The organism is Psychrosphaera sp. HA2-10, from assembly GCF_055693745.1.
Map to the genome: position 1 here is coordinate 1,750,852 of NZ_CM146341.1, position 20,754 is coordinate 1,771,605.

23 protein-coding genes, 7 tRNA genes and 1 pseudogene are annotated in these 20,754 nt (G+C 38.8%); 19 read left to right on the forward strand and 12 right to left on the reverse strand.

The genetic code is table 11. The annotated features are described in order from the left end of the window. The first annotated feature begins 58 nt into the window (after positions 1 to 58). The 3 genes from ACZ1GV_RS08035 to ACZ1GV_RS08045 all read left to right on the forward strand — a co-directional run bounded on the left by ACZ1GV_RS08035 (position 59) and on the right by ACZ1GV_RS08045 (position 2,935). On the forward strand, positions 59 to 826 hold the full coding sequence (locus tag ACZ1GV_RS08035) for an EAL domain-containing protein (protein ID WP_472673729.1): 768 nt from the start codon (positions 59 to 61) through the stop codon (positions 824 to 826). Positions 827 to 834: 8 nt separating this feature from the next. After that, positions 835 to 1,128 (forward strand): YkgJ family cysteine cluster protein, encoded by a 294-nt coding sequence (locus ACZ1GV_RS08040; protein ID WP_472673730.1) that lies wholly within the window; start codon positions 835 to 837, stop codon positions 1,126 to 1,128. Between the two features lie 160 nt (positions 1,129 to 1,288). Then, complete coding sequence (locus tag ACZ1GV_RS08045) at positions 1,289 to 2,935, forward strand: SulP family inorganic anion transporter (RefSeq protein ID WP_472675877.1); 1,647 nt, start codon at positions 1,289 to 1,291, stop codon at positions 2,933 to 2,935. On the opposite strand, the gene ACZ1GV_RS08050 is transcribed toward ACZ1GV_RS08045, so the two are convergent. Further along, positions 2,906 to 3,868, reverse strand: a complete 963-nt coding sequence (locus ACZ1GV_RS08050; RefSeq protein WP_472673731.1) for an ATP-grasp domain-containing protein — start codon at positions 3,866 to 3,868, stop codon at positions 2,906 to 2,908. The two genes, ACZ1GV_RS08045 and ACZ1GV_RS08050, sit on opposite strands and share 30 nt — an antisense overlap. A gap of 7 nt (positions 3,869 to 3,875) precedes the next feature. Beyond that, a complete protein-coding gene (locus ACZ1GV_RS08055; RefSeq protein WP_472673732.1) occupies positions 3,876 to 4,754 on the reverse strand; it encodes an EamA family transporter in 879 nt (292 codons plus the stop codon). 269 nt (positions 4,755 to 5,023) lie between these two features. Here ACZ1GV_RS08055 and ACZ1GV_RS08060 point away from each other — a divergent pair, with 269 nt between their 5' ends. The 12 genes and pseudogenes from ACZ1GV_RS08060 to ACZ1GV_RS08115 all read left to right on the forward strand — a co-directional run bounded on the left by ACZ1GV_RS08060 (position 5,024) and on the right by ACZ1GV_RS08115 (position 13,701). Then, positions 5,024 to 5,275 (forward strand): TIGR03643 family protein, encoded by a 252-nt coding sequence (locus ACZ1GV_RS08060; protein ID WP_472673733.1) that lies wholly within the window; start codon positions 5,024 to 5,026, stop codon positions 5,273 to 5,275. A 111-nt stretch (positions 5,276 to 5,386) separates the two neighbouring features. After that, positions 5,387 to 6,064, forward strand: a complete 678-nt coding sequence (locus tag ACZ1GV_RS08065; RefSeq protein WP_472673734.1) for a 2OG-Fe(II) oxygenase — start codon at positions 5,387 to 5,389, stop codon at positions 6,062 to 6,064. A gap of 96 nt (positions 6,065 to 6,160) precedes the next feature. Continuing rightward, complete coding sequence (locus tag ACZ1GV_RS08070) at positions 6,161 to 6,556, forward strand: ACT domain-containing protein (RefSeq protein WP_472673735.1); 396 nt, start codon at positions 6,161 to 6,163, stop codon at positions 6,554 to 6,556. A gap of 62 nt (positions 6,557 to 6,618) precedes the next feature. Then, the gene (locus ACZ1GV_RS08075) at positions 6,619 to 7,353 is read left to right on the forward strand and encodes an SIMPL domain-containing protein (RefSeq protein ID WP_472673736.1); all 735 of its coding nucleotides are present in this window, start codon (positions 6,619 to 6,621) and stop codon (positions 7,351 to 7,353) included. Between the two features lie 45 nt (positions 7,354 to 7,398). Beyond that, the gene (locus ACZ1GV_RS08080; RefSeq protein ID WP_472673737.1) at positions 7,399 to 8,007 is read left to right on the forward strand and encodes a fumarylacetoacetate hydrolase family protein; all 609 of its coding nucleotides are present in this window, start codon (positions 7,399 to 7,401) and stop codon (positions 8,005 to 8,007) included. Positions 8,008 to 8,095: 88 nt separating this feature from the next. Next, on the forward strand, positions 8,096 to 9,076 hold the full coding sequence (locus ACZ1GV_RS08085; RefSeq protein WP_472673738.1) for a hypothetical protein: 981 nt from the start codon (positions 8,096 to 8,098) through the stop codon (positions 9,074 to 9,076). Beyond that, positions 9,073 to 9,969, forward strand: coding sequence for a pentapeptide repeat-containing protein (locus ACZ1GV_RS08090; protein ID WP_472673739.1), 897 nt, complete (start codon positions 9,073 to 9,075; stop codon positions 9,967 to 9,969). The genes ACZ1GV_RS08085 and ACZ1GV_RS08090 overlap by 4 nt, the downstream gene beginning before the upstream one ends. A 9-nt stretch (positions 9,970 to 9,978) precedes the next feature. Continuing rightward, entirely contained in the window at positions 9,979 to 10,548 is a 570-nt protein-coding gene (locus ACZ1GV_RS08095) for a hypothetical protein (protein ID WP_472673740.1), read from the forward strand. Between the two features lie 36 nt (positions 10,549 to 10,584). Continuing rightward, positions 10,585 to 11,139: a lipocalin family protein gene (locus ACZ1GV_RS08100; RefSeq protein ID WP_472673741.1), complete on the forward strand. Its 555-nt coding sequence runs from the start codon at positions 10,585 to 10,587 to the stop codon at positions 11,137 to 11,139. 272 nt (positions 11,140 to 11,411) lie between these two features. After that, positions 11,412 to 12,101: a hypothetical protein gene (locus tag ACZ1GV_RS08105; protein WP_472673742.1), complete on the forward strand. Its 690-nt coding sequence runs from the start codon at positions 11,412 to 11,414 to the stop codon at positions 12,099 to 12,101. 696 nt (positions 12,102 to 12,797) lie between these two features. Further along, a pseudogene (locus ACZ1GV_RS08110) lies at positions 12,798 to 13,106 on the forward strand (lipocalin family protein); the annotation flags it as partial. Between the two features lie 133 nt (positions 13,107 to 13,239). Continuing rightward, entirely contained in the window at positions 13,240 to 13,701 is a 462-nt protein-coding gene (locus tag ACZ1GV_RS08115) for a YehS family protein (RefSeq protein ID WP_472673743.1), read from the forward strand. Positions 13,702 to 13,839: 138 nt separating this feature from the next. Here the strand turns inward: ACZ1GV_RS08115 and ACZ1GV_RS08120 are convergent, their stop codons facing one another. After that, complete coding sequence (locus ACZ1GV_RS08120; protein WP_472673744.1) at positions 13,840 to 14,160, reverse strand: hypothetical protein; 321 nt, start codon at positions 14,158 to 14,160, stop codon at positions 13,840 to 13,842. A 353-nt stretch (positions 14,161 to 14,513) separates the two neighbouring features. Between ACZ1GV_RS08120 and ACZ1GV_RS08125 the strand changes: the two genes are divergently transcribed. Next, entirely contained in the window at positions 14,514 to 14,852 is a 339-nt protein-coding gene (locus ACZ1GV_RS08125) for a PBPRA1643 family SWIM/SEC-C metal-binding motif protein (protein ID WP_472673745.1), read from the forward strand. Between the two features lie 280 nt (positions 14,853 to 15,132). Beyond that, positions 15,133 to 15,804: an RluA family pseudouridine synthase gene (locus ACZ1GV_RS08130; RefSeq protein WP_472673746.1), complete on the forward strand. Its 672-nt coding sequence runs from the start codon at positions 15,133 to 15,135 to the stop codon at positions 15,802 to 15,804. Between the two features lie 274 nt (positions 15,805 to 16,078). Here the strand turns inward: ACZ1GV_RS08130 and ACZ1GV_RS08135 are convergent, their stop codons facing one another. Further along, the gene (locus ACZ1GV_RS08135) at positions 16,079 to 16,801 is read right to left on the reverse strand and encodes a YebC/PmpR family DNA-binding transcriptional regulator (protein WP_472673747.1); all 723 of its coding nucleotides are present in this window, start codon (positions 16,799 to 16,801) and stop codon (positions 16,079 to 16,081) included. A 258-nt stretch (positions 16,802 to 17,059) separates the two neighbouring features. Here ACZ1GV_RS08135 and ACZ1GV_RS08140 point away from each other — a divergent pair, with 258 nt between their 5' ends. Both ACZ1GV_RS08140 and ACZ1GV_RS08145 read left to right on the forward strand, forming a co-directional pair. Continuing rightward, on the forward strand, positions 17,060 to 18,031 hold the full coding sequence (locus ACZ1GV_RS08140) for a magnesium transporter CorA family protein (protein ID WP_472673748.1): 972 nt from the start codon (positions 17,060 to 17,062) through the stop codon (positions 18,029 to 18,031). A 9-nt stretch (positions 18,032 to 18,040) separates the two neighbouring features. Continuing rightward, entirely contained in the window at positions 18,041 to 18,943 is a 903-nt protein-coding gene (locus ACZ1GV_RS08145) for a mechanosensitive ion channel family protein (protein ID WP_472673749.1), read from the forward strand. A 184-nt stretch (positions 18,944 to 19,127) separates the two neighbouring features. On the opposite strand, the gene ACZ1GV_RS08150 is transcribed toward ACZ1GV_RS08145, so the two are convergent. The 8 genes from ACZ1GV_RS08150 to pgsA form a co-directional block, all read right to left on the reverse strand. Further along, positions 19,128 to 19,203: transfer RNA gene (locus tag ACZ1GV_RS08150), tRNA-Gly, on the reverse strand. 78 nt (positions 19,204 to 19,281) lie between these two features. After that, positions 19,282 to 19,368 (reverse strand) — tRNA-Leu (locus tag ACZ1GV_RS08155). Between the two features lie 61 nt (positions 19,369 to 19,429). Continuing rightward, positions 19,430 to 19,505 (reverse strand) — tRNA-Gly (locus ACZ1GV_RS08160). Positions 19,506 to 19,564: 59 nt separating this feature from the next. After that, positions 19,565 to 19,640 (reverse strand) — tRNA-Gly (locus ACZ1GV_RS08165). Positions 19,641 to 19,699: 59 nt separating this feature from the next. Further along, positions 19,700 to 19,786: transfer RNA gene (locus tag ACZ1GV_RS08170), tRNA-Leu, on the reverse strand. Between the two features lie 21 nt (positions 19,787 to 19,807). Beyond that, a tRNA-Cys gene (locus ACZ1GV_RS08175) sits at positions 19,808 to 19,881 on the reverse strand. A 25-nt stretch (positions 19,882 to 19,906) separates the two neighbouring features. After that, a tRNA-Gly gene (locus ACZ1GV_RS08180) sits at positions 19,907 to 19,982 on the reverse strand. Positions 19,983 to 20,134: 152 nt separating this feature from the next. Continuing rightward, entirely contained in the window at positions 20,135 to 20,728 is a 594-nt protein-coding gene (pgsA, locus tag ACZ1GV_RS08185) for a CDP-diacylglycerol--glycerol-3-phosphate 3-phosphatidyltransferase (RefSeq protein ID WP_210562221.1), read from the reverse strand. Positions 20,729 to 20,754 lie beyond the last annotated feature (26 nt).

The following is a 20,754-nucleotide window of genomic DNA, read 5'->3' on the forward strand; positions in this document are numbered from 1 at the left end:
GCTAGAACGCTCTTTATTTTATAGGAAACGCGCGTGATTATAACGAAGGGTCGTAGTAATGGATAATATTCAAAACATTTGTGAGAAACATTCATGTAATAACTGTGCGAACAAAGACAAACTCGACTTTGATTTCACAATGGCCTTTCAACCAATCGTTAATGTAAGCACAAGACAAATTTTCGGTTACGAAGCCTTGGTTAGAGGTTTAAATCAAGAGTCAGCCTACTCTGTCATCTCGCAAGTAAATGATGATAACCGCTATTTGTTTGACCAGTTATGCCGCGTTAAAGCCATTGCGCTGGCTGCGAAACTAAACCTACAATCAATGTTAAGCATTAACTTTTTGCCAAAGGCGATATATCAACCTGAGCGTTGTATTCGAACTACCCTAGAGGCGGCAAAAACCTACAACTTTCCCACCAATAAAATTATGTTCGAGTTTACCGAAGTGGAAAAGATTGAAGACACGAGTACCGTTGAACGAATAGTCGAATATTATCAATCGATGGGATTTACCACCGCTATTGATGATTTTGGGTCTGGTTATTCTGGGCTAGGCTTATTAGCGGACTTTCAAACAAATATTGTAAAGTTTGATATGGAGCTGATTCGTAATATCGATAGCGACAGGTCACGTCAGGCTATTATTAAAAATTGTTTAAATTTATTTGCAGATTTAAACATTACCCCTTTGGTTGAAGGGGTTGAAACGCATGCCGAAATGGTATGGCTAAAAGAAGCCGGTATTAAATTGATGCAAGGTTACTTGTTTGCTAAACCCGGTTTTGAGAGTCTGCCTGACGTAGACTTTAGTCACTTTTGATGAGTGTTATGAGTATTAAAGTTAAAAACATAGCAACTGAAGAAGTTACTTGCTCTACCTGTAAAGCAAATTGTTGCAAATTAGAAGTGATGATCATTTCGGACACTGGTGTGCCAGCACAACATATTCAAGTCGATAAATGGGGTGGTGAAACGATGCGAAGACTTTCTGATGGCTGGTGTTCCGCCTTAGATAGAGACACCTTTTTATGTTCAATTTACGAGCAGCGACCGTGGATTTGCAGAGAGTTTGAAATGGGCTCCTATGAGTGCATCGAAGAGCGAAATACGTCAACAAATTAAGACATCAGTTAAAATATTCTTTTACCGACATACGCTTATTCCCCTGTGTTTTTTAACTCACCTGATATAGAATTTCCCGCCAGATAGTTAAGCTTATAACCATAATTGTTATTCTTAAACTGCGGAGAAGTAAATTTTGACTGATAACCGATTTGCATCCATGAATCTTAAAGGCGATGTGTTTGGTGGCGTCACCACCGCAATTATTTCTCTTCCTTTAGCGCTCGCCTTTGGTGTTGCCTCTGGCGCAGGTGCCGAAGCGGGCCTTTGGGGTGCTATATTAGTCGGTTTTTTTGCGGCCATTTTTGGTGGTTCAAACACTCTAATCTCTGAGCCTACCGGACCTATGACGGTTATCATGACCGCCGTAGTCACGAGCATGATGGCTAAATATCCAGAAACCGGTATGGCAATGTCATTTACTGTGGTTATGATGGCCGGCGGTTTTCAGATGTTGCTTGGTTATTTAAAATTAGGAAAATACGTCACTTTAATGCCCTACAGCGTCATATCGGGGTTTATGTCTGGTATCGGTGTCATATTAATCATTCTGCAATTTGCCCCGTTGCTTGGCCAATCAGCCCCCTCAGGTGGCGTAATAGGAACAATATCTTCACTCCCGCAAATCCTCTCGAACATAAAGTTTAGCGAGCTGTTACTTGGTGCGCTCACTTTGGGGGTGCTCTTTTATTTCCCGAAGCAATATCGAAAATATGTTCCGGCCCAGCTTGTTGCACTTGTCGGCGTGACCGTATTGTCTGTGTTGTTATTTGATACCGACGACATTCGAAGAATAGGTGTTATCCCTGCAGGCTTACCTTCATTAGTGATCCCTCATTTTAACGCAGAAATGTTTACCACTATGGTTATTGATGCGCTTGTTCTTGGTACTTTAGGTTGTATTGATACACTTTTAACTGCAGTTATTGGTGACTCTCTAACTCGTAAAGAACATGACTCTGACAAGGAGCTTCGCGGCCAAGGTTTAGCGAACTTTATTTCAGGTTTTTTTGGGGCCCTGCCTGGTGCAGGAGCGACAATGGGCACGGTTACGAATATTCAAGTTGGTGCGCGTTCACCGTTATCGGGGATAATTAGAGCGGTGATGCTGGCTTTGGTGGTAGTAGTTGCAGGAAGTCTGACGGAACCAATTCCCATGGCTGTGTTAGCGGGCATTGCTGTCTATGTCGGTTTTAACATCTTAGATTGGAGTTTTATTCAACGGGCTCACAAAGTAAGCACCCAAGGCATGATCATTATGTATGGGGTTATGTTGCTAACCGTATTTGTAGACTTAATTGCTGCAGTTGGCTTGGGTGTGTTTATCTCAAATATCATGCTCATAGAAAAGTTGAGTAAAGAACAAGAACGTCACGTTCAGGCTATTAGTGACGCCGATACAGATAATGTGCCGCTAAATAAAGTAGAGCGCTCTCTGTTAGATAGTGCTAAGGGCAAGGTGCTGTTTTTTTACTTATCAGGGCCAATGATTTTTAGCGTATCTAAAGCTATTTCTCGCCAACATTCTAGTATTTCAGACTACAAGGTAATGATATTAGATTTAAGCGACGTTCCCATGTTTGATGTAACCGTTGGCTTAGCTCTAGAAAATGCCGTAAAAGATGCAAAAGACGTTGATTGTGAAGTTTTCTTATTGTGTCCTAACACGGAAACTAAAGAGCAACTTGAGAAGTTCCATATATTAGAGCTAATAAATGAAGAGCATAATTTCTCAACCAGAGAGCAAGCGCTGCAAGCAGCGCTAAACTATATTGATTTACAGAAAAGTAGCGAGATACTTGGCTAAGTGAAGCATTGCATAAGTATCAACAGCGCTTTCCGCATCGGAATTGTAATTCGTGTTGGTATTAACGTCATAGGCATAACTGTTGCCCGCTTTATCAAGTATCGCCTCAATACCGGCTACTTGGATATTATTATCAGCTAAAAACTGTTCGTAAGTCGCAATAAAGTCGGGTTTGTAGTTTTGAAGTATTTCAAACTTTGGTGATAAAACTTTAACACTCTGCTCGCTAACCTTTGCGTTATTTAATGATTCGTTTGGTGCTGGACAAAACAGATCTTCTATTGAACATGCATCGGCTGGACAAAGTTCAAAACCTTCAGATGTGTCCACTTTAACTGCATATAAAAACTTTCCACCGATAAATTCATGACGAATAATATAGGGCATCGGCGCTTCAATGTACTGCTGTATCAACGTAATTCCATCAACAGGCTCATCAAAATCAGCGCCATTTACATAATCAGACAAGGCTGAAATAGAATGAAATAGCTGAACACCTTGCCCTTTTCCTGCTCTATTATGTTTTGTAATAAATGAGTTTTGATTTAATGCCTTTGCAGCTTCAATAATCTGCGATTTACCCACAGCGACAATTGTTTTTGGGGTTTCGATACCCGCTGCATTTAACGCCATATACTGGTTCACTTTACTTACTTCTAACCGAAGTGCCCTACTGCCATTAATAACAGTACGGCCATGACGCTCTAACCAAGCTAAAACAGCTTCAGTATATTCAGGAGCATACCTATGATCTCGAGTATGAGACGAGGCGCTAATACGATTGTAAAAAACACCTTCTGGTGGCGGCATTGATAAGTCTAAAATCCCTTCATCCAAGTGCCACATTTCATAAGGCAATTGCAGCTCATCTAATCGGTTTTGCAAATGAATTGTCCATTCATTATTTTCATGTATTACGTAGATTTTTTTCATAATATGCTTATTTAAGTTTAACTTTTGTACTTATCCATAACGCCAACATGATAATGCCAGCCCCAATCATTAACCGAGTGACATCAGCCTCTCTATTCCAAATCAACACATTTACTAAAATACCAGCGGGTATAAGCAAATTATTCATGGCAGCTAATGTACCAACATTTACTTCGGTCGCGCCTCGATTCCAACCAAAATATCCCAAGCCAGACGCTACTACTCCAAGGTAAATTAGAATTCCCCATTGTGTCATCGTAGTCGGTAACCGTTCTACGTTGCCAAAAACACTGTATAAAATAAGCGCTAATACAAATGCACCAATATAGAAAAAACCAAATACCTTGTGTTGAGAAATAGCTGATCGGCTAGGGATCAAACGTTTGTATGCAACTTGACCAAAAGCAAAACAAATATTGGCACATTGAACTAAAAGTAAACCAAGCAGAAAGTCGGGGTTTATATTATCAAACCTAATGGCTAATGCGCCTAAAACCGCGAGCAGCGCTGCAATAAAGAACCTTGGGTGAAATGTTTTATCTAAAACGTCATTAAATAAAGTCACATACAACGGCGTCATGATAGTAAAAAGAAGAACTTCGGGAACGCTTAAATATAAAAATGAGTGGTAGTAAAACCCATACATTAAGCCCAGCTGTATCGCCCCGACCGCCATTAACTTAGTGTAAAATCGATTTGAAAGTCCATCCTTTGAGTTTTGCTGTTTTACTACCACCTGCATTACATTGGTAAAAGGTAAAAATATACACATGGCTAACAACGTGCGAATAAGTACTGAAAACCATGGATCTACTTCACGTAAGTAAACGCCGATTAAACTAAAAGAAAATGCCCAAAGAATAGTTACGGCAATAAGATAATTCATAAGTTAGCTCTAAATAAAAAACCGTCGGATGCAATGGCATTAGCAAAAATAGTTTGCCAAATTGAGGTTTAGAAGTGAGGGTTAAAGTGCGAGTTAGTCTAAGGGAGACACAGAGCCTATTCAAGGTATTTTAAAGCCTGCGTTATGGTTATTTGCTATTAGTTATGCCTTAGATTTTCATCATTATATTTCCTGTCAATTTGATTTAATCCAGAGTTAGCTATCACGCGTATTACTATCTTTATGTGAACGGTAATCGAGTCAAAGCAATGCAATTTTCACAAGAAGACACATCAAGAATAATAGAGATGGCTTGGGAAGATCGAACTCCCTTTGAGGCCATAGAGGCACTTTATGGTTTACGTGAACCAGAGGTTATTTCATTAATGCGAGCTTCATTAAGAACCAATAGTTTCAAACTTTGGCGCAAACGAGTGAGTGGTAGAAGTAGTAAACATTTAAAACTCAGGAACCCGGCAATTAGTCGGTCTCACTGCCCTACTCAATACAAACATAAATAGGCTTGAGTGACGGATATTACATTTTAAAATCGGCATTTAAAATTTGTTTGGTAAATAGATAATGATTAGTTAGACTCGCGCCGTTGTATTCACTTTTTAAGGCACACCGTATTGTACGCGTTACAAACTAAAGATTTGGTTTCCAGCGGTAACTTCAGCCATGATGACACCCTGTTTGGATTAATTGCTGATGATATCTATCAGCAAGGTTATAGTATTCGTCATAACGCACTTCCGGACTCACTTGTACAAGCGTTAACTATTCAACAGCAAGCAATCCCGTCAATAAAGTTTAAAGAGGCTGGTATTGGTCGAGATAACTTATATGCGAAAAACGAATTTGTTCGAACTGATGAAATATGTTGGATTACCGGCGAAACAGAGGCGGGCCGAAGCTGGTTAAGTTGGTCAGCAGCACTGCAGGTTTTTTTAAATCGTCGATTGTTTCTAGGCTTGTTTTCATTCGAAAGCCATTTTGCTCATTATGGGCCTGGGAATTATTACAAACGCCATGTTGACGCCTTTAAGGGCGAAGCAAACAGAGTATTGTCTATTGTTGTTTATTTAAACTCTGGCTGGGCCTTGCATGATGGCGGTGAATTAGTGCTATATAAAAATGATACTGATAAGGAAGGTGTCAAAGTAACACCACTTCAAGGCACTATTGTGGCATTTTTAAGTGAAGAGTTTCCCCACGAGGTGCTTCCTGCAAAACGAGATCGCTACTCAATAGCTGGTTGGTTCCGTGTTAATACGTCAAATAAAGATAAAGTGGATCCGCCTGTTTAAATAACCGTTTGCATAACCTATTTATTTACTTATATATTAATCAAATAAGCGTATTAGTTAACTATAAATCTAACTACTGAATTAACGAGCGGTATCATGACTGGAATAAAGGACTTAAATACACTTCTAAGCTCTATGCGACCAGAGCTAAAGCAAGACGAATACGTATTTTGCACGGTAAATCAAAGCTTGTTAAATTGTATTCGCTTTGATCCTATTGCAACATTTAAAGAAAAAGAGGGCTTGACCCTAATACTTTCAAAATGTTCTGCTGATTCTGCTGGGCTTGAATATAGTGGCACGTATAAAATGATCACATTGACGGTGCACTCTAGCCTTGAAGCGGTTGGTCTAACAGCAGCTATTGCCACTAAACTTGCCTCAAAAGGGATTAGCGCTAACGTGGTTGCTGCGTATTACCATGACCATATATTTGTGCAAAGTGAACGCGCTGATGATGCAATCTTGGCACTTAGTGAATTCAACAAATAAAAGCACGTAACGCTTTTTAACTTATACTTATAAATTAATCATCTAATTACGAGAAGGCCATTATGAAAGCCATTGTTACCTTATTTATTACAACCTTTTTTATTGTAACCGTCTCAACAAACGCCCAAGCGAACTCTAGCCTTCCCAATAATCGTCATATTGCAGTAACTGGTCATGCACAAGTACAAGCTAAGCCAGATATAGCTGTGATAAGTATGTCTATTGAAAGTACACAAAAAGAAAGCCTTGCGGCAAAACAGCAAGTAGATTTTCGGGTAAACCAGTTTTTAGACGGTGTGAGTAAATTTAATATCACTGAGCAAGATATTTCGGCCTCAAGTATTGCTACTCAACCTAAGTATACCTACGTTAATAATCAACAAGTATTAACCGGTTATAAAGCTAGCCGTAGTCTTAAGGTTTCGTTAAAAGACATTACAAAATTAAACCAGTTTTTAGACTTTGCGCTGAGCGCGGAAATAAACCAAATTAACAATATAGAGCTTAAGTCATCACAAGAACTGCAATTAAAAGCAGAAGCTACCGCGCTGGCCGTTAAAAATGCCAAAACATCTGGCAGTGAACTGGCTCAATCTTTTGACGCTAAACTTGGTCGTATATATAGTATTAACGCATCGTCATCTACTAATTACGGCCGATACGGCGCCAATAAGAGTGTTGAAAACATTACGTTTTCACAACGCGAAGCGGATACCACTAGACCAGGTAAATATTTACAAGAGAACCTTATATTTACCTCATCCGTCAGTGCCGTTTTTGACCTAGAGCTAAATTAGAGTAATTGATAAAACTAAAAGTGGTAACACGGATTGGAGAACGCTTTGAATTCAGTAGAGTGCATTGGACAAATATATTCACCATCTAAAGTGATATGTATAGGCAGGAACTATTTAGAGCACATCAACGAGTTGAATAATGATGTCCCAGAACAGCCTGTGATATTTTTGAAACCTAATTCCGCTATTGCTTCACAATTAACTTCACATAACGAAACTATTCACTATGAAGCTGAAATTTGTTTTGTTATCAAAAATAAAGAAATAAGTGCCGTCGGTTTCGGTTTAGATTTAACTAAGCGCGAATTACAAAGTGCGCTAAAAGCGAAAGGATTGCCCTGGGAACGAGCAAAGGCTTTTGATGGAGCTGCTGTTTTTAGTCATTTTGTTCGATGCCCCGCCAACTTAACTGACCTTTCTATGAAACTTTATATCAATGACCAACTTGTGCAACACGGGCTAGTTACTCATATGATGTTTCAACCTGAACAGTTTATGAATGATATATCTTCGTTTATGACCCTTGAGGACGGCGATATTATAATGTCGGGCACCCCAAAAGGTGTTGGCGTGGTAATAAAGGGTGATAAATTTCATGGTATCGTTTTGTGTAATGAAAAACCCATTTTGGAGTCATACTGGACCGCAAAATAAAAGAATTTGCGTTGCTATTCAATCTCATACCTATATGATTAAAATTATCCAATATTATTTATTGTTACTATAGTTAAGTCGTTATCTTATGAGCCAAAAAATCCAAACCAAGTTAAATGATATTGCCCATACTTGCCAAGTCATCGACGGCAAACCCGTGCCGTGTGGTTACCATGAAAGTCGAGTTTATTGTGAGTTTTCTGGTATAGAAGACGATCTGTTGGCAGACAGTGGTGACAACTTCCACACTTATATGGAACCTTCAAAAGGGGCCACTCATTTAGCTAAGCTATTTTGTGCAGCGCATCCTCCCGCTGGCAGTTGGTATTTAGTGAAAGAACAACGTGAATGGTTGCAAAAAGCATTGTTAGTGCAATTGCGCGAACATACAGGAGACGGCCCATTTAGAATTATGGTGGCAGGTGTAGCAAGCTATGTTCATGCGCTTGGCCAATTATTGATTTTTTTACATGCGATTAAATCGCTAGACAATGATTTAAAAATAGAAGTTACATTCACTGATAGATGCCAGTTTCCTCTTCAACAAATTGAACAGTTTTTAGCTGCTATTCAAGAGTCCAAATTTTTTAGGTATAGCTTCGAATTAGGTGATAAGAAGTTTAAATGTGCAAAGGCGTTAGATAAAGAAGTTAGGTTATATCAAAGCGAGCTAAAACAGTTAAATGTGAAATATGCATTGGGTGACTTATCAAACCAAGATGTCTTTACAGAACAAAGCTTTGACTTAATTACCGAGCACTTTATGACGTCACTCTTGTATAAAAACTTTGAAAAGATAAAGCCGATACGCTCAAACTATTCCCATTGGTTAAAATCACAGGGTTATTTATTTAGTGCCGATGGAATTCGTGCCGACTCGCCAATTTATGAGTCTTTTTTGGAGCTAAACAGTGATGTCGGGCTTATCGCGAATGAACAACTTACCTCGCCAGTTTGGGATCCTTATGGACTGCCACAAGAAACATTTCAGGCGATTATTGAGTCAGGTAGTAGCAAACGCTTTCCAGTGGAGCGGGACAACACTTTATCAGGATTTATCAAACAATGAGTACACAATACAATAAAGTATATTCAAACGACGACTTGAAAGGCTTAAATTTAACTGGCACAGACTTACGAAATTGTCTGTTTGAAACCTGTAATTTGAGCAATACTGTATTTGAAAATTGTGAGTTGGCAGGCGCTAAATTTGAACGATGTTACTCAGATGAAAATACCTTCACAAGCTTTTGCAAAGCAAAATGTCAAAACACTGAATGGCGTGGTTGTCGTTTAACTGAGTCAAATTTTAATAATGCTGATTTATCGAGCTCTGAGTTTAGAAATACCACAATATCAGGTTCAAACTGCCGTGATTCGCACTGGGATGATTGTCGCTTGGACGACGTAGACTTTTCTATGGTGGATTTTGACTTGGCCAGTTTTAGGAATGTAAAAGTACTGAGAGTCAAATTTAAACCAGCACTTGTAACCGGTACCCGGCACTTTTTACGTTTACTTAAACAGTCTAAAACTGCTAAACATACTATTTTTACTTCGGGAACCGAGTTGTCTCCGTTTATTGAATACTGTTCAAGAGAATATCGATTAAGTCTACTATTACTGGAGATTGAACAGCTTGGTTTCTTCTCTAAATTACCAAGAATTTTATTTGCATCCATCATAGGTTTAGTTTCTGACTTTGGTCATTCTTTGAAGCGCTGGATGGCATCATCCTTGTTGTTGATTAGTATATTTGCGGGGTACTTCAGCATTTACAAAAGCTACGTTTTTTCTGATTACACCAGTGCTTGGCATCATGCCCTTTTGCATTTTATTAACCAAGGTCAATTTGGTGCTGCAACCAATGGTCCGGTTCAAACAGCGTTAAATGTATTAGGGTATTTTATGCTAGGTATACTAATCTCCATTATTACAAACCGATTTGTAAGTCGTTGGTAGGGTCACATTTTGTATATCATTATTACCGACATTTTTGGTCATACCGACGCAATTACTGACTTTGCCGAAAACTTAGGCGCCCCATATGAGGTTATTGAACCTTATAATAATGAGGAATTAGCGTTCCAAAACGAAACCGAAGCATACACTTATTTTATGGAACACATTGGTATTGAAGAGTATGCAGTGTCTATTACTAACAAACTTCAAACGCTTTCACAGCCTTACGTAGTTATAGCCTTTAGTGCCGGAGCGGGAGCGTTATGGTCGGTATCCGATCAATTAGACGATAAAAATATTAGACTTGCATTACTGTTTTACGGCTCTCAAATTAGGCACTATGCTGATATTAAGCCGGCTTTTCCATCACACTTAGTTTTTCCAGAAAACGAAGACCACTTTTCCATACCAAGTTTAATTGCTCGTTTAGCCTTTATTCCTCAGGTTACGCTTGATGTATGTGAATATAAGCATGGCTTTATGAATAGCAAAAGCGCTAACTTTAATAGTGTTGGCTATAACAAGTACAACCAACGTATTCGCAACATTGTGTCAGAGCATACTTGGCTAAATGAATAGCTGTTTACTAATTAATCAAATTGGGCGAGCTTTTATATGATAACCACTTCTTCTACTTCTTTGGCAAAGCTAGTCTGTAAATTATTTATTACTTTGTCTTGTTTAATAGCCTTATCTGCGTGTTTGGGTATGCCGGAAAAGGTAAAACCTGTCGATAGCTTCGAGTTACCTAAATATTTAGGTAAGTGGTATGAGATAGCTAGACTTGATCATTCTTTTGAGCGTGGTTTAAGTCAAGTAACTGCCGAATACTCTATGTTAGATGATGGTGGTGTATCAGTTTTAAATCGAGGGTTTTCAATTGCAGAGAATGAGTGGAGCGAAGCGACAGGCAAGGCCTACTTTGTTGAGTCTAATGATCAAGGTTATTTAAAGGTTTCTTTTTTTGGTCCTTTCTACGGCTCGTATGTTGTGTTTGAATTAGACCATGAAAATTATCAGTATGCTTTTGTATCTGGCCCAGATACTGACTATTTATGGTTATTATCGCGTACCCCGACGATATCTCCAGAACTTAAAGCACAATTTATTTCTACCGCACAAGCAAAAGGTTTTGATACCAGTAAATTGATCTTTGTTGACCAACAATAATTTGGGTTTTATATGCTGAATCTACATTAAATTAAAATGTGATTGAATATTATGCCATAATCATTTAATTTAACTTAGTAACTTATTGACTAACGTAATTATATCGTCTACCGACAATTTAATGCCCGTTGGTTTTATGTGGTGTTTAAAGACTAATTGCATGTATGGGCGCAAGGTCTTGCTCCATATCTTTAAGTTTTAAAACAGATATCAAATAGTGAAATGTATTGTGATGGGAAAGGGAAACAATGAAAGTATTGAAGGTCTTTTGTTTGACTGTTTTAATTATGACTGGTTCTGCCAAAGCTGGATTGATATCTGACTTTACACTCGATGAAGCTAATAATATTGTTACAGATAGCCGTTCTAACCTTGAATGGTTGCAATGGGATGAGACGGATGGAATTAGTATTAATAAGGCTCTAGAACTGCATGCGAGTGATGGTTGGGTATTGGCGACTAATGCACAGTTAGCATATTTATTTAACACCTTTGACTTCGCATACGGCGGATTTGTTTGGGGAGTTGATGAAAATGTCGAACAGTCTTATAAAAGTCCCACTGACGGATTAGTTGAAGATGTGACTACCGACAGAGAGTTAATATTTGTAAATTTATTCGGCAATACATTTGAAGAATCGAGTTATGGCAACAGCTCATCTAATGGCATTCAATATTCAGCAGCGTTTTTTGGAACAGATAGCGACGGTGATGGTTTTTACAGAAGAGCGTGGATGTCGGACGACTATTCTACTGGGCAAAACACACAAGGCGATGCAAAATTTGACTCAGACAAATATTTAAGAAGATCTAAAACAGGATCAACTGGAGTCGCGTTAGTTCGTAACGCTGAAATACAAATTGTAAATTCAACTGTAGTAAATGAACCGACGAGCTTTGCTATTTTTACCCTGGCATTGTTAGGCCTCAGTGCATCAACAACACGTCGATTCAGACACTAAATTTAGATTTTATTTTATTGTTCACTTCTCTATGCGGTCATTTCGCACTGATATTATACTGTTCAACTAGCACCAACGGGTTTATGCGAGTTGAGCAGTGTAATATAGTTTTTATCGTTTTTACCTAAATTAATATCAGAATAATCTCCACGTAAGTTATACTCACAGCAGGGCCAGAAAACATAATCCACGTATTCAACGATAGTAACTCATCGCAAACATTATCATTATCTTCAACAACTTGAACTATTAACGTATACTTCCCTGCTACATACTTTCCCAGATGATGTATCTTTTTTGGGTTATGCTGTGTGATGATAGCAGGCTAGAAACACCAGTGAAAATCATTAGTGGCTTAAGGCTAGCTTGTTACATTAAATACTGCGTTGGGCACAAGAAAGCCCAACTAATTAGCTGGCTTTTTCAGGGGGCGCTTTAAGCTGGACTATATTTTTTACTTTTATTTCTTCGATTTTTCAAAATACCAACATGACGAGCAATCGACAATAATTCTTAGGTAACGTCACCTGCACCATCCTTCACTAATTTGCTTACGTCTGCCGAAGAAAACATGCCTTTGCTTCCAGATTGACATCCTTTAGCTCGAACAAACTCTTTCGCTTTACCTGTGCTGCCAGTCTCAATGTATTTTAATAAAATTTCTTCGTTAAGACTTTTAGGCTTTTTTTTGAGTTTTTAAATCGAGGGTTTTCCATAGAAGAGAATGAGTGGAGCGAAGCGACAGGCAAGGCCTACTTTGTTGAGTCTAATGATCAAGGTTATTTAAAGGTTTCTTTTTTTGGTCCTTTCTACGGCTCGTATGTTGTGTTTGAGTTAGACCATGAAAATTATCAGTATGCTTTTGTATCTGGCCCAGATACTGACTATTTATGGTTATTATCGCGTACTCCAACGATATCTCCAGAACTAAAAGCACAATTTATTTCTACCGCACAAGCAAAAGGTTTTGATACCAGTAAATTGATCTTTGTTGAACAACAATAATTATAACCGTTAGCGTCGTATTATAATTAATATTGATTATACATAAGTGATACGTTTTAACTCTGTTAGAATGCAGGACTTATAAATGAGCACAAGCTTTATTGGGCTCATCAGTAATTAGGAATCCTTAATTTTGACTAACAATGATATTTTACGTCGTCTTCGTTTTACTTTTGATTTAAAAGAAAATGACATTATTAAACTTTTTGCGCTCGCTGATGAAATCGTCGATAGCTCATCGATCACTGCGTGGTTAAAAAAAGACGATGACCCTGCTTATGTAAAACTGAAAGACAGGCAGTTCTCTGCATTTCTAAATGGTTTTATTACGTCTAGACGCGGCAAACGTGATGGCGTAGAAACAAAAAATGAAACTAGTTTAAATAATAATATGATCTTTCAGAAGCTTCGTATCGCATTACATCTTAATGCAGACGAGGTGTTAGAGGTGTTAGCCTTAGCTGATTTTAACCTAAGCAAACATGAGCTCAGTGCCTTTTTCAGAAAGCCCGGAACGAAAAACTTCAGGGAGTGCAAAGACCAAGTGCTAAGAAACTTCTTAATGGGTCTTCAACTGAGGGTGAAACCTAAGTAATTTAGTCCGTCGACATAGTTTAATCGTCGAACTGCCCTTAATGATTAATTAATAATGTTTAGGGCAGACAACAAAAAATTAAATGGGTACTCCGGGTATTCGCAACATTTCAATACGCAGAATAGCGACAAACTCGCGTTAGCTTTTTACTTTTCGCTTCTTGAGTACACCAACTTCTCGTGCGATAGCCAATAGTTCGTCTGAAACATCACCTGCACCACTTTTTATCAATTTACTTACGTCTGCTGATGAGAAAAAGCTACCTCTGTCTGATTGAGTCACTTTCGCTCTAACATACTCTTTAGTTTTACCAGTACTGGCCGTCTCAATATATTTTAAAAGAATTTCTTCATTAAAACTCTTTGGTTTTTGTTGTAACGTTGAAATTTTTGTTTTTAACTTTTCAATGTCTGACTCGAACAAGCTTATTAGTTCATCAATATTAGAATATGATTTCATGGTATTCTCTAGTTATTATACTTCACGTATTAAACAAATTTGTTGGTGATGGAAGGCAGTGCAGTTAGGGTTGAAAAGGCATGGGACTGCACAATGGTATGTGATGCTACAGGTACGTTAAAATTGTATTTGAATTACGGGTGACACGCAAACCTCTTCTCGTAGTTTGTGCAATTTTCATATAAAAACTAACACTTACGCAACCTGAATATTATTCGATAAAAGCATGGCATACGGCAACGTACCTGTGTGATACAATTTGGGAAATCAAAAAACGTTCAATACCATCAAGCTACTCAAATTGGCTGGCTCTGAGTTGTGCGTTATCTCTTAATTCTAACTGGATCTCAAACATGTCAGACAAGTTTTTTTTCAAAGGTCGCCAAGACGCACGACAAAACCATATAAAAAGCTACCAACCTAAAGTGTCACAAAAAGCAGGGAGTAAAAAGTATCCTTTGGAACTTGTTGTTACTTCGGAAGAAAGAAAAAAAGAAATTGAACAACAACTTAGCGAACATGAGTTATTTGCGAATATTGAAGTAAACACTTCTGAAAACGCTCAAGAGTCTACAGAACAGCTCACTACCTTGTTAAATAAAGCAACTACTGTGACCGTTGAGAAAACACCATCTCGTAACGAGCCTTGTCTTTGTGGTAGCGGCAAAAAATACAAAAAATGCTGCGGATAAAGTAAAGCATTTCCCTCCATAAACAAAAGCCCGGTTTAGTTGATTGGGCTTTTTAGCTTTTATGGTTACGACAACTTATCTTCGTCATCTATAGGGTCACCGCTTTCATCCACCTTTCTAGTATGTTCTTTTTTAATATTTTCGATTTTCTTTATGTCTTGTTGGGGTATGGGAAAAATAGAAGTAGCGCACATTTAGAATGTTGAGTTAACAATATTCCTGAGCAATAAAATGTTATTCTACCGACCTATTCAACTTACTCATTTTTAAGGCTCTGCAAATGCAGCCGCAATCCGACCCTTTCATCGTTCCAGCTTGCTTAGATAATATTAAGGTTGTACATGAAGACCCTGATTTTATTGTGATCAACAAACCGTCTAAACTGTTGAGCTTATCGGGTAAACATCCGCTGAACAAAGACTCCGTTCACCATCGCATAGTGCAGCAATACCCTACTGCAACTTTGATTCACCGACTTGATTTTGGCACTTCTGGGTTGATGTTACTGGCGTTAAACAAAGATACAAACAAGCAGCTTTGTGAACAGTTTGCAGCGAGGACTGTGAAAAAGGAATACCAAGCAATATTGGATGGACAATTAGCAGATACTCAAGGTGAGATTACTTTTCCGTTGATTAAAGATGTAGATGGGTTTCCGTTACAAAAGATCTGCCATGAGAGTGGAAAGCCGGCCAACAGCCGTTACGAAGTAATGAGTTATAATTCAGATAGCAACACGTCACACGTAAAATTTGAGCCAATAACCGGTCGGACGCACCAATTGCGACTGCATAGTATGGCCATTGGACACCCTATTATTGGTTGTGATCTTTATGACTTAGAAGATTCTTATTTTAAGGCTGAACGACTCATGCTACATGCTACATACTTGTCGTTTTCTCACCCTAAGTCGAATGAGACCATGCACTTTTATTCAGCTAGCCCATTCTGATATTGTGTCGCTCCTAAATAATTTACTTGCAATAAACCTTTCACGATACCCATGGTAAGGATATTTGCCGGCTGATTATGAGCTAAGTCGGTATTACCTCGACCACCAAGCCAATATTAAAGAAGCTAAAGCATACTTCAACCACAAAAAAGCCCCACCAAAAGGCAGGGCTATCTACAGGCAAAATAAAGCTTTAAGTGACTGATTTATTCTAATCGGCTTACTTCCAGTAATATAAAAACAGGCCGTTAATCATGTTAATCCTGAAAATCAATTAACCTTCGATTTCTGCGTTATGATAGACGTCTTGAACGTCTTCGCAGTTTTCAAGCATGTCCATAAACTTCTCAAACATAGCTACGTCGTCGCCTGTCACTGGAGTTGTTGTTTGTGGTTCCCAAGAGATTTCTTGAACATCAAAGTCAACGCCTTCAAAAGCTTCTTCCAACGCAGTTTTTACATTGTTGTACTCTGTATGAGGCGCTGTAACTGTGATCTTTCCGTCTTCACATTCAACGTCTGTCACGTCAACATCAGCCATCATTAGCGCTTCTAACACTTCGTCTTCGTCATTGCCGTCAAAAACAAAAATAGCAACATGATCAAACATATGAGCGGCTGAGCCTTGCGCACCTAGTTTTGAGTTTGTTTTAGTAAAGCTATTACGAACTTCCATGATAGTACGATTGTTGTTATCAGTTAAACAATCCACGATTACCATACAGCCACCAGGTCCAAAACCCTCGTAACGAGCTGGAGAATAATCTTCCCCTGCACCACCAGCCGCTTTATCAATCGCATTTTTAATTACATGCGCTGGTACTTGATCTTTTTTCGCACGTTCAATAATGTTTTTTAGCGCTATATTTGTGTCCGGGTCACCACCGCCATTTTTTGCAATCACATAGATTTCTTTTCCATATTTGGAGTAAACCTTTGTTTTCATATTAGCTGTTTTAGCCATTGACTCTTTGCGGTTTTGGTAAGCTCTTCCCATCTTAGTCTCTTTTTATATTGAATGATTTTCAGCGATTAATTAGCCCGGCATTATACATCAACAGGAGTTGCCGTGCAGTGTTGGTTGCGTAAATTAATCTATTTTTCGGAAAATTTGAATCACTCACGCCAATTATTTTGAATTTGCTTAGCTAATTTCTATCGGTGTAAATATAAAATCTTTTGTTTTACTTGAGCTAAACTACTGCTATAACGAAAATAATTATGCGGTAACAATATTTTTATTTAGGACAGCAATATGATTAATTGCATGCTAATTGATGCAAAGGGCAAAAACCAAATTGCAGGTAGCGAACTCATCGAACAGTGGAAGTCTGACAGTGAGTCTATGATTTGGATTGATATTTCAGATGAAGATTTAAAATCCGAAGCTAAATTACTAGCTAGTTTAGGTTGCCACTCATTAGCAATCACAGATGCCCAGCGCGATCGACACCCTCCGAAAATTGAGCTGTTTAAAGATTATTTGTTTCTTTTGTATCGCGGAATATATAAAGCACAACCGGGGCTAATATTTGAACATCTTCAAATTAGCTTTTTCATTGGCGATCGTATTTTTATATCACGTCATAACAAAGAATCGAAAGCTATCAATGCTATGTTCAACGACAGCGGTGCTAAGTATTTAAAGCGCAGTCCTGTGCATTTGGCGATTCGAATATTCCACTACAGCTGTGGCTTATACCTAAGTGAGTTATTGGACTTCGAAACTGAGTTGGAAATTATCGAGGACAAGTTTCAGAAGAAGGGTTCCGACTCGTTAATGCGACAAATTACTACTTATCGCTCTCGTCTGGTCAAGCTTCGCAGAGCCTTTAGTTACCATGTAAATATAGGTAAAGCTTTGGCGTCTTATATTGACGATGACGATACACAAATAATTACCGACAAAGAAATCCATATGGTCAATGATTTGAACGAGCGATTAGATCGGCTGCTAAGTTTGTCGCAACTTTACTACGACATTTGCGGGGACTTAGTCGATGGTTATCTTTCTGTGACCTCACACCAGTTAAATGAAACGATGAGGGTACTGACGGTAATCACCGCTGTTTTTGTTCCTCTGAGCTTTTTAGCTGGTTTATATGGAATGAATTTTGACTATATTCCAGAGCTAAAAGTAGAGAATGGATATTTTATTTTAATTGGGGTTATGGCGTTAATCGCGGTTGCTTTAATTGGTTTATTTAAAAAGAAAAACTGGCTTTAGGAGTTCACAATGATTGATGCCGCATGGCTCGACGTACAGTTATTTAAAGTTGGAGAGTACAGTTTAAAACTGGGTCAACTTTTATCGTTTTTTGTTGTACTTATTATTACATCTATCGTTAGCAAAATTTTGCAAGCTGGTTTTAATCGTATAGCAAAACAAAAAGGCAATACCAGTAGTCATCACTTGTATATCATCAGTCGAATTATCCACTATCTGGTTTTATTTGTTGGCTTTATCATCGCGCTAACCATGTTGGGCTTTAAAGTCACTGAGTTGGCAATCATGGCCAGTGCACTAGGTATAGGTATCGGCCTAGGTTTACAGGGCATGGTGAATAACTTCGTATCTGGTCTCATGATAATGCTTGAGCGAAGTTTAAAGGTTGGTGACTTTATTGAAGTAAGTTCGGGCTTGGTAGGCGAAGTGATTGAAATCAATATGCGAGCCACCCTCGTCCGAACTAACGATAATATTGATATTTTAATTCCAAATGCAGATTTGGTATCTGGCATTGTTACCAACTGGACACTTGCTGACAACGTGAGACGCTTTAGAATCCCTTTTGGTGTCGCTTATGGGTCTGATAAGGAAATAGTTAAAAAAGCCGCGCTTGAGGCTGCTAAGGCCGTAAATTACACACTTACAATGCCAGGTCGACAGCCAATAGTCTGGATGACTGGTTTTGGTGACAGCTCAATTAACTTTACTTTAGGTGTTTGGGTCTCGCATGAACAAGTTAAACGACCAACGGCATTGATGTCAGATTACTTATGGGCCCTTGATGACGCTTTGCGAGCAAATAACATTGAAATTCCTTTCCCACAACGCGATTTGCATATTCGTAGCAGCAATGTCGGATTTGCGACACAGCAGGACAGTTTGGTGTCAAATGACTCAAAACACGAATAGTATTGATTCTAGAGCTTAACTTTAGCTAAAGCCTACTCGAACTGCAGTGGGCTTTTTTTTGTAAAAAAATAATTAATTTCACCGACTAGTACGGAGTAAAAGGTCGTTAATAAAAGATAAAATAATGGGGTTTGAATTTTGCTAGGTTTTGAATTGCTATGGATAGAATAATATTTGTAGATATTGGAGCGAGTAACGAGGCTCGAACTCGTGACCTCAACCTTGGCAAGGTTGCGCTCTACCAGCTGAGCTATACTCGCGTCACATACACTTTCGTGCAATTTATCTAATTAAATGAACCTGGTATGTTTCATTTAACCTTACTGCTTTGCAGTAAATGGTGCCCGGGGCCGGACTTGAACCGGCACGCTTTGTTAAGCGAGGGATTTTAAATCCCTTGTGTCTACCAATTTCACCACCCGGGCATCGGGGGTATTTTTATAGTAAAGTTGGCACTCTACTTAAGCTATTTCTAGCTTTAAAATTTGGAGCGAGTAACGAGGCTCGAACTCGTGACCTCAACCTTGGCAAGGTTGCGCTCTACCAGCTGAGCTATACTCGCGTCACATACAACTTTCATTGCGTAGTTACACATAATTAATGTTTTGTACCAATCTAAATTGGAGCGAGTAACGAGGCTCGAACTCGTGACCTCAACCTTGGCAAGGTTGCGCTCTACCAGCTGAGCTATACTCGCGTCACATAGATAACGAATGGTTCTGGTATGTTCCATTCATCTTACTGCTAAGCAGTAAATGGTGCCCGGGGCCGGACTTGAACCGGCACGCTTTGTTAAGCGAGGGATTTTAAATCCCTTGTGTCTACCAATTTCACCACCCGGGCGACACTAATTTTAAGAAGTCATGGAGGCGGGTCCCGGAGTCGAACCGAGGTCCACGGATTTGCAATCCGCTGCATAGCCACTCTGCCAACCCGCCAAGCTATTGCTTGACTACGTTTGTTTGGAGCGAGTAACGAGGTTCGAACTCGTGACCTCAACCTTGGCAAGGTTGCGCTCTACCAGCTGAGCTACACTCGCATCACTTACAAACGTCTTCTCAGACTTCTTTGCTGTCATCGCTGACAACGGAAACGCATTCTACATTTTGATTGTTTGTAGTCAACTGCTAATTGCAATAAAAATGACAATTTTATGCTGTTTGATGCTTTTTTAGCTCACACGCTCAAAAATCAAACTTTTTTACCCGATATGATTGGCCAAGCCGCTTTAAAGTAAATAAACAATGACCAAATCGTTAAAATCGTTGCTGTATATAAAAAGAACCAGGTTGCATAATCTAACAGAGGACCTAAAAGCCAACCTTCAAACACCCAATATTCATTTGGATGCCACAGTAAACCAATTAAGGCTAACATTTGCGCCGCCGTTTTAAACTTACCGACCATAGAAACTGAAACATCATCACTGTGACCCATTTGAGCCATCCACTCGCGAAGTGCTGATATAACAATCTCACGGCCTACTATTATCATCGCCGGAACGGCAACCCAAGCATTGGCATAGTCATCTACTGCTACGATAAAGGCTACGGCCACCATGACCTTGTCTGCAACAGGATCAAAAAATGCGCCGAACGGTGTAGATTGGTCTAATTTTCGAGCCAAATAACCATCAAGTGCGTCCGTTATCGCTGCGAACCAAAATATAAATGCAGTTACAAAATATTTCCATTCGTATACGTCAGCCGGTAAATAATAAAAATAAACCATGACTGGAATTAAAAAGATACGAAACGAAGTTAAAATATTCGGAATATTCCACATAAAAAATTACTACATTATTGTTTTGG